An 8,994-nucleotide genomic window follows, 5' to 3' on the forward strand; every position below is an offset into this window, starting at 1 on the left:
TTGGAGAATAAAAATCGTTCTTTCAATTATTGTTTCTTACAAGAGAATAAATACTATCGGGGAAAATGAATTTCCTACATACAAAATCTTTGGACCATGAATGTTTTCAAAGAATCTTCCCCTCTTTTTCAATTGATTAGTCTGATGTATCCAAGGAAAAATATCGGTGGATATTAAATCCTATTGTCCATTCCTTTTTATTGTAATCGTAATCTGCACCCCGTAGCAGTTGTGTGTGTGCAATTGTTCGACTGTTTGTGACAAAGAACTGAAAAACATGACCTCCAGTTTCAAAATCAATTCCAGTACTAAATGGAACTGTTGCATATTCCACAGGTTTTGAAAGTAAAACATTGTTTATATAGGCGTCATTCAACCTGCCATTTGCAATCAAATCATTTACCTCTGCAGTAGAATATTTGGTTCCATCAATTTTTGTCTTTTGACTTTCTGTTGTATATGAATCACCAATGTAATCTCGTTTGGGAGTGAGAATGGTACCAAATGTAAAATCCAATCGTTTAAAAAGATGAATCCGAAACGAAATATCCATTCCAGTTCGATCGTTGGATAGATTGTCTTTTACATAATTTCTATGTACAAACATAGGAGATAACTGAATTGAAAATAAATCATTGAATCTTCGCGAAATCAAAAAAGAAGAAAGATAACTTTGTCTATCCGTATAACTCAATTCATAAGTATTTAATTGTTTTTCGAGATTTGAGTCTATACTTGAAATTCCTGTGGATGGTTTCAGATAAGGACCAAAAAATTGTTCTTGTTTTGAAGTATCTTGCCCAAAGGCTCCGAAAAAACTGATGGTCAAAGGAAAGTCAGAATCCTGAGTCAACAGTCTAACTTTGGATCTGGCTTCATAAGTTTTTTGATACGAAGTCCTCGCAATTCCTACAGAGATCCGATCTGTGATTCCGTAATCCAAGGATAGTTGAGTATTCGTTCCATTATCCAAACCAAAAAAATCATAAGAAGTTGATTTTGCATCACCGAACCTATGATTGAATCGAAAGTCTATACTTTTTTTACCAACATCTTCGGTGCTCGGCATATGAATCAAACTGCTTCCTAAAAATGCAGTCTTTCTTTGTTCTTGCGCAAGAGTTGGAAAAACAAACATTAGAAAGGAGAATGAAACCAAAAAACGAAAATAATTATATTTCATTTTTGATACTGCCATACAATTTCTGTTTGAATTTGAATTTTTTCATTAAGTTTTAAAATCACTAATTTAGGAATTTCGATATTAAAATCTGAAAGTAAGATTTCGAAATCTGCACGGATAGAATAATCTTTCTCCCTTTCCTCAATGTTTCCTTGGATCTTAATATTCCTTTTAGTAACTCCGTGAAGTGTGATTTCCCCTTCGATTACTACTTGTTTAGATTTTAGATCCCATTTTGTTATGGTTCCCGTGAAAGAAGTGATGGAATGAATTTCCGTTTCGAGATAATTCTCGTGCATATGATTGTTCATCATCCGATTTGGAACCTTTAAGGCTCTTAAATCGACTTGAATCAGAATTTTTTTGGTCTCTAAATTTGCAAAACCTTCCACTTTGGAAACCATTCCTTGAATGGTTTCCTGTGGAGCCTCGCTCAAAAATTTTACATTGGCTTCTTTCACAACCAAATCATTTGTCTTTTTTTCAGCGAAAAGATTGCTAACTGTTATTAGTGAAAGAAGAACACCCAATTTAGCTTGAGTGAAGATCAAGGATTTCCTCCTTTGAGGGTCCAACAATAAATCGCTTTGTTGATCGAATTATTATTGTATATTCTCATCGATCCTGAATTGATCTTATTAAATAACAAACTTCCTCTCGGATTACCCACTGTGACCCTATTTAGTGTACTGTTAAATGATGTAATATCAAAACCAGCATTTGCATTTCCTGCGTTATGACAATTAGAACAACTAGCGGTCGTTCCAGCTTGAGCAAGAGTTGCGAATGCGGGTGCAGGATCCGTACAATCTGCATCAGTAATATTGGTCAGTGGTGCACTAGAACCTAATAACAGCGCGTAATATTGTAAAATCCCTTCTTTGTCTGAACTCTTCTCGTTTTTACAATATGCAGATACTAATAAGATACAAAACAAAAAGAGAAACATTGATCTTTTTTTTAAACTAGTCATAAATCACTTCCTTATTTTTTTTAACAGTGGTGCTTCATAAAGTATGCACCAAACGTGAAAATTTAATTTTATCCATAAGCGAGTTATGGATAAAATTATTATTGATTCTACAAACCCTTCGAACATCTAACCCGGAAAGAAAGGGTAATCACTGCCGGAGTAACTGGAGCTTGAATTTTATCAAGTTGACAATCTTTTACCTGGATGTCGTATATCGTATTTGAGTTTTCCATGATTTTGACAGGGCATGATGCAATCGGATCATACGCGCCACCACCAGGAGGTATACCTACATTCAAAACAAAGTTTCCTAAATCAGTTACAAACACATCGCTCGTTTTACTAAAATCAACTTTATGTAAAAAGAATGCAGGCAAAGAAAAATCATTATTTGGAATCTGGATATTGTCATCTACACCAAAATTCCCTCTACAAATGCCAATATTCTTTGTATAACTAGCTTCACCAACAATCAAATTCGCAGTATTCAGTGCCGGCTGAGGTAAATCCGCGTTAGTCGGATATGCATATAACAAAAGTGGGGCTAGTAAAGCGCTTGCATTATCATCTTTCTTGTCGCCTGCGCAATTAACTATAAAAATAGTTAATATGCATGAGATGAAAATTTTTTTAGTAATTGATATCTGATTCCAGATTCTCATTTTTCTCAATTTTAACTCCTTACAGAAGAACATGATGTTCTCCTGATATTGAATCTTACTCTATTGAATCATGGTTGTCGTCCGGGGACTGGAATCAGGAGTTAAATTCAGAATAAATTGACAAAAAATATTTCACCATAGTGATTAACTGGACACGAAATTTTAATCATAAGGCAGCTAACTACAATTAATAAATTCGAATTGAGTATCTAGGGTAATGAAACGAACCTCAAATCAATTCATAATTCTAGAAATTTTGTAAGATTAGTAACGATGGATTTCAATAGTCATTTATTTTCTTCTAACAAATTACGAAGAGAAGACGGTGAAAATTATATTCAATTGAATCAATGAAAATTTTACCTATGGAATCTAGGCGGCTTTTTATTTTTTACTCCGAATTCCCGTCCCAGGACGACAAACCTAGCAACCTCATATATTCTTTGTAAAATAAGGAGAACGACGGAATGGAAAATACAATTAGAATTATAGTCGGAATTTTATTTTTATTCGCTGGGTCGATACAAGCAACAGACGTGACCAACCAGGACAGTACTGCATATACTGTGAAAGTGCAAGGTGAAGGAAATCTTAGCATATCTACACACAACATAGCAGCAAACGGAACTTTGTATGGTCTTTGTGGTTATACATTTTGTAGTTTTGAAATTCCAGGACACAAAGTGAATGCGAATCGAGACGGCAAACTAACGATAAGGAATGGGAAATTTGTTCAGTAAGTTAATATAGGTTAAAAGCAAAATCTCAAAATCAGAAAACCCATTTCCTTTTTGATTTTAGGATGTTTGACTTATTTTATCTGCTCATGTTTTAAAGAAAATTCCTTATTTGATAAGGACAATTTGATTCTAGGGTTTGTGATGAGTCAAAATGAAATACCTCTATTGAATGATTTAGAGATTCAAACGAGTGTCGTATACGGTTCTCAACTCATCACAATCACATTTTCTTTTCGGATTGCATTCCTTCAGAATTATTCCATAGATGCTTTTCTCGTGCGGCCGGTAACTATTCTTCTTCAACCCGACGGTGTCACCGTTGGAAAATTTCTACAAGAGGCAGGTGAAATAGGGAATCAGCAAACCACCTGTTGCAGATCCGCTTGTCACTGGAAATTGAAATGAGTATTGTATGAAGGTTGCTTTGAACGGTAATGATATGGAAATGAAAGTGGATTACAATACAGAGGCCGCTACCCCGATTCCTCCGGGACCAAAACCCGTCTGGATACGACGACTTTAACCGATGCTTGCGTCTACTTAGATTCATTTTCCTTTTTTCAGAAAAAACCAGTCACCCAGTCTATAAAACATTGAATCATCGAATCGTTATTCCGTAGCACCTAACAAAGTAAAAGATTACAATTCATACCAAAAGGTGAAAACTTTTGGAATAAAAATCGGTTTTTGCGAAACCAGTTTGCCAGGAAGATAAGATTACTGTGGCATTTGCACCTTTCCACGAGCCACTCCCCTCCTCCCGAACTCGGGTGGGGGATTTTGGATTCGCTATCGGGCGAGACCCCAGACTCAAACTAGGATAAAATCCAAATGATTCCAAAGATTTTTATGGGGTCGGGCTATCCAGGGCTTCGGTCGCCAAGCGACCGCTACCGCGCCCTTTCGATACTTCCCTAAAACGAGTATACTTATCATAGCTTATAAGCTGGTAGGATTGGATTTCAACAGTGCAAGCACTAGAAAAAATAAAGAAAATCTAATTCCCTTCCCAGTGAAAATTAGAAAAAACTTGCCAATCATGAATGAAACAAAAGAGTTTTTAACAAATGTTAGTGATTTTTTTATCTGAAAAAACGAACCTGGGGAATTGAATGGGAAACGAGAATTTCATGCTTCGTTCGTTATTGATGAGAAAAATCACAGGTATATTGCTGCTTCTTTTTTACGGAAGTTGTAATCCATTAACATTAAATAACCCCTGCGATCAAAAATCAAAAGCATATATAGAGACCTTGTTACTCGCTTCCGTATCGGAAATTCCTATTCCCTTTTGTGGATTTAGCGTTGGTAATTCGCCCAAACTCTGGGAAACACAGGCCTATCTCAAAGCATCGAATGCAGATGCAAATGATGGCTTCGGATATTCCGTAGCCGTCTCTGGTGATATAATCGTGGTGGGAGCTGCAGGTGAGTCAAGTAACCAAACGACAATTACGAATGGACCCGCTGCGAGTACAAACAATTCAGCTTTAACGTCTGGTGCAGCCTTTGTGTTTTTTAGAAAGTAAAACGGATTGGAAACATAAATTACATTCATAAATGAAAAAACAGATTCCCTATCAAAAAGAAATCATTCTTGTCACAATAACTACCCTTATCTTAAGCATTTTGTATTTTCTTTTCCTTCGACCAAACTCAAATGGAAATCAATTCACGCCACCCTCAATGGAAGTGGATAAAAAAGGTCTCTCACCTTACCACAAACGAGAAGTGAATTTTACCATCACCAAACACAAACGGAAAATTCAAATTTGTTACAATTTATACTTAGAAACAAAACCTAAAATCGAAGAAGGCAAAATCCAATTCGATTGGCAAATCGAACCCAATGGAGTTCCCAAAAAAGTGGAACTCATCCAATCCGATTTTACATCTGATACCCTCATCGGTTGTATTCAAAATGAAATCAAGTCTTGGGAATTTCCTCCTCCGCCTGATAGGTCACGTAATACTTATGCAGAATATACTTTTTTCTTTAAAAAGGATGTGAATCTTCCAAAATAAAGCCTGGGACCCGAATCATCGTTATTATTTCAAAAAGAGGATTGAAAAAAATTGACCTTCCGTTTGTGATCAAATAATTCCTAGCAACTAATACACATTATAAGGCTTTTAACAAAATACTCTTTTGAAAAATTACAATCCCTACAACCAAGGAACATGTTCGATAAGCAGGAAATAATTTAATTTGAATTGTATATCATATTCCAATAAGTGATTATATAGTTCTATTCTCTCATTATCTAAAAAAATAAGTTGAGCAAAGTCAACGATTTTCAAAGAATTGCCCCATGTGGAAATATAAGTGGATTTTTTTATTTTTGGTTCCCCAATTCCTATCTGCTGAAGGATTTCAAAAAGGCAATCTCATGTTATTTGGTTCTGGCTCCTATGGACTAGGAATGTCTTCAGGAAGTTTAGAACGTTATGCGGAAACATATAATTTTCCATCGTATTTAACTTTTCGCGATGGCCTTAGCCCTGAATCAAGAGCCCTTTATTTTTATGGTCTTACCGAATAAAATTCCGACCAAATCCAATTGAACAGCCATTTGGGCGAATTGGGAGTACAATATGCATTATTTAAATATATTTCAGTTGGACTAACGGGTGTTTATCAATCGATAGAAGCATCTAACTTACGACTGTTGGAACCTACTTTAGTGCTTTTAATGGGAAACCAATTACAACGTCAATATTCTTCAAGTTCCATAAGTGATAGTCTCTTTTCGGCTGAATTAGTTTCATTTTTAATTCGAAAAGACCAAAGAATTTCTTCGATCACAACTGGGAATTTGGACTTTGGAATTCATTTTTTACCAAATTCTGTTTTCGATCCTTATATCCGTTTTGGCGGAGGAATTGGAAACGAACGCCAGGCAGGTGGAAATGTGCAACGTTTGTTTGCTGGCATTGGTCTTCGTTTCCATTTTGTATCCTCGTATTTTCTTTTTCTAGAAGCTTTAACTACCAATACCTACATTGTAGATTATAAAGCACAAGCTAATACATTCCGTAACCGTGGTAATTTTGAAGAAAGTTTTGTAAGCCTAGGATTTGGAAAACAATTTTCATTAGGTTCTATCACTGACGAACCAATTGTTACAGCCGATGTCCAAACGATCGAAAAAACAGAACAAAAAGAATCTCTACCTCAGATCAAAACTTTTTCATTTTTAGCCAGTGAGATTTTTGAGCCAAAGACAACTATGATTCATGTCGAAGGCCGAGCAAAATTAGATGCCCTTGCTCGTAGTTTTGCAATTGAATACCCTGAATATGAAATTTTGATCATCAACTTTGTGGCACCCTTTCCTGGTTCTGAAGAGGAAGATCCCTTACACGAACAGTTTGGAATCAATCGTTCCTTTGCCATTTTCCAAATCCTACGAGAGAAAAACATTCCTGCCACACGAATTGTCAATGCAACGGCAGGCTCTACTCGTTACGAATTGGATTCCTCTGAACGAGTATTATTTGAACTCCGTGCCAAACCATAACCTACCCTACGACGAGTTTCACCTGAAAAGCGCCTCTCGCTTCGATACTGGGTGAGTCCTCAATGATTTGATTCTCGAACATGATGAAGTCGATGTTACATACCGTTTGAACTAAAATTTGGCGCAGAGTTAATTTTATACTGGTGATTCGTTCCCATTTATTAGAATTCATTTTCTCGATAAAATGGAGACAATCATTGGTATAATTCAATTATGTTCGTCTTATATCATCAGATAATCATACCATAATCGGACTATATAATTTGAGCGATTCTCCCTTAATTCCCCCTGACCAACTTGCTAAATTTGAATTTAATGATGATCAGCTTAGCAGTTATCGTAAGAGCAAACAAATCCCACTCGATCTTTATGATCGGAACGGCAAACTCATCATGGCAAAAAAAAAGAACGCAACGGAAGAGGATTTTGGCAAACTTCTAAAGATTGAGTTGCAAGGAGCCTATTGCCTCTCAATTGACACAAAACATTTGCGCATTACATCGGGAGAAACAACAGACCCTCGCCAAACCAAACTTTTTGATCCAGACAAAACAACAGATTTTGCAAAACAAACCGAATCATTGATCTTAGAGTTAAAAAAAGAAGCCTTTAATTCGGAACATGCTCTCAGATTACACAAATCAATAGGAAAAGTTTTAGATGACTTCACAAGCAATCCAGATTTTGAATCTGGATTATTTAATATATTAGAGATTTTGAATCATGCTGGTGTACCAGTTGAATCGGAATTAATGACAAAACGAACAATTGTTGCGATGGGTATGAAAGTCCGAACCAAAAAGATAGGTGTAGGTGATGATAACAAACCAAACAAAAAAGACCATCTTTCCGTGATGACAGCAAGTTTTCTCGCTGATATAGGTTATTCAAAATTAGTATTACCAGACAAACCAAATCTAACTAAAGAAGAATACAATGCAATCCAACAACACCCGATTATCAGTTATTTGATGACACTTGCGGCACCAGAAATTACACAAGAGATTCGAACTTTAGTTTTAAACCATCATAGACCTTTTCGAGGGAATTCGATTAACAATAACTTCCCTGACAATAATACAGTGTTTAGAAAGTTAATGTTAATTAGAGATAAGTTTATAAAAGACCCAAGTAAAAAAATGATCGTAGCTGATATCGATGCACAACTTCGGATCCAAGAATCGAATGTGAACTCAGTCAATTTCGAAGAAGATATAGCAATTTTGTCTCTTGCTAGTGAATATGCAAGTTTAACAACAAACCAACCATGGAGACCTGCATTCAGTTCAGCAACAGCATTAAAAATGATTGTGAATGATTCGTTTTTTTCCTATAGCAATCGAAACATTCGCCATTTACTAGATTATGTTGGTGCTAGTTTAACAAATAATCAGAATATTATCAACGTGGGTGATTACGTCATCACAGCGTCTATTGATTCAGAAAAACAGGCACATTTTGATATTTGCAAAATTTTAGAAGTTGATCGTTTTCAGACACGTCCAAAAATCCAAAGGTTATGCACCATCAAACCTTTGTTTAAAAAAGGGATTAAATATCGAATTGCTGATTTTGATATCAACGAAATTCGTATAGACAAACGCAGAGCGGTAATAGACCTTGCAGGCCAAACTTCCAGTACACAAAGGATCATTTACATCATTGATCCAGAAATGAACGCACCTCTTTATGATGCAGTCACTAAAATGGAATTACCTTAACCATATAGTTTTCTTTCTTTCGATTAGATTCTCGTAACAGACTTCCACTGAAAATAATAAACTAACATGCGCATTCGATATGCGTGGTTGGGTTATCCTGGGCTTCGGCCGCATTACGACAGCTACTGCGCCCTTTCTATCCCTCTCGCTGGGAAAAAATGGAACGTTGCCGAGAAACGTTTCCAAGCTAAGCC

General features: G+C 36.0%; 10 protein-coding genes. 6 read left to right on the plus strand and 4 right to left on the minus strand.

All coding sequences use genetic code 11. From position 1 onward, the window contains the following. Positions 1-136 precede the first annotated feature (136 nt). The 4 genes from LEP1GSC203_RS05750 to LEP1GSC203_RS05765 form a co-directional block, all read right to left on the minus strand. Complete coding sequence (locus tag LEP1GSC203_RS05750) at positions 137-1,198, minus strand: DUF5777 family beta-barrel protein (RefSeq protein WP_002973104.1); 1,062 nt, start codon at positions 1,196-1,198, stop codon at positions 137-139. Then, positions 1,180-1,761 carry a YceI family protein gene (locus LEP1GSC203_RS05755; RefSeq protein WP_039937336.1) on the minus strand — a complete coding sequence of 194 codons (582 nt, stop codon included), beginning with the start codon at positions 1,759-1,761 and terminating at the stop codon, positions 1,180-1,182. The genes LEP1GSC203_RS05750 and LEP1GSC203_RS05755 overlap by 19 nt, the downstream gene beginning before the upstream one ends. Next, a complete protein-coding gene (locus LEP1GSC203_RS05760) occupies positions 1,731-2,132 on the minus strand; it encodes an LIC11213 family lipoprotein (protein WP_156808571.1) in 402 nt (133 codons plus the stop codon). The genes LEP1GSC203_RS05755 and LEP1GSC203_RS05760 overlap by 31 nt, the downstream gene beginning before the upstream one ends. A gap of 131 nt (positions 2,133-2,263) precedes the next feature. Beyond that, the gene (locus LEP1GSC203_RS05765; RefSeq protein ID WP_232225808.1) at positions 2,264-2,818 is read right to left on the minus strand and encodes a hypothetical protein; all 555 of its coding nucleotides are present in this window, start codon (positions 2,816-2,818) and stop codon (positions 2,264-2,266) included. Between the two features lie 467 nt (positions 2,819-3,285). Here LEP1GSC203_RS05765 and LEP1GSC203_RS05770 point away from each other — a divergent pair, with 467 nt between their 5' ends. The 6 genes from LEP1GSC203_RS05770 (at position 3,286) to LEP1GSC203_RS05805 (ending at position 8,800) form a co-directional block, all read left to right on the plus strand. Beyond that, positions 3,286-3,558, plus strand: a complete 273-nt coding sequence (locus LEP1GSC203_RS05770; RefSeq protein WP_002972996.1) for a hypothetical protein — start codon at positions 3,286-3,288, stop codon at positions 3,556-3,558. A 1,130-nt stretch (positions 3,559-4,688) separates the two neighbouring features. Continuing rightward, positions 4,689-5,087: an FG-GAP repeat protein gene (locus LEP1GSC203_RS05785; RefSeq protein WP_002973011.1), complete on the plus strand. Its 399-nt coding sequence runs from the start codon at positions 4,689-4,691 to the stop codon at positions 5,085-5,087. Between the two features lie 31 nt (positions 5,088-5,118). After that, positions 5,119-5,583 carry an AgmX/PglI C-terminal domain-containing protein gene (locus tag LEP1GSC203_RS05790; RefSeq protein ID WP_002973119.1) on the plus strand — a complete coding sequence of 155 codons (465 nt, stop codon included), beginning with the start codon at positions 5,119-5,121 and terminating at the stop codon, positions 5,581-5,583. Between the two features lie 287 nt (positions 5,584-5,870). Next, entirely contained in the window at positions 5,871-6,101 is a 231-nt protein-coding gene (locus LEP1GSC203_RS05795; RefSeq protein WP_002973099.1) for a hypothetical protein, read from the plus strand. A 30-nt stretch (positions 6,102-6,131) separates the two neighbouring features. Next, positions 6,132-7,079, plus strand: a complete 948-nt coding sequence (locus LEP1GSC203_RS05800) for a hypothetical protein (protein WP_039937341.1) — start codon at positions 6,132-6,134, stop codon at positions 7,077-7,079. 263 nt (positions 7,080-7,342) lie between these two features. Next, positions 7,343-8,800, plus strand: coding sequence for an HD-GYP domain-containing protein (locus tag LEP1GSC203_RS05805; protein ID WP_002972991.1), 1,458 nt, complete (start codon positions 7,343-7,345; stop codon positions 8,798-8,800). Positions 8,801-8,994: the final 194 nt, after the last annotated feature.

It is taken from the genome of Leptospira terpstrae serovar Hualin str. LT 11-33 = ATCC 700639, assembly GCF_000332495.1.
GTDB lineage: Bacteria > Spirochaetota > Leptospiria > Leptospirales > Leptospiraceae > Leptospira_A > Leptospira_A terpstrae.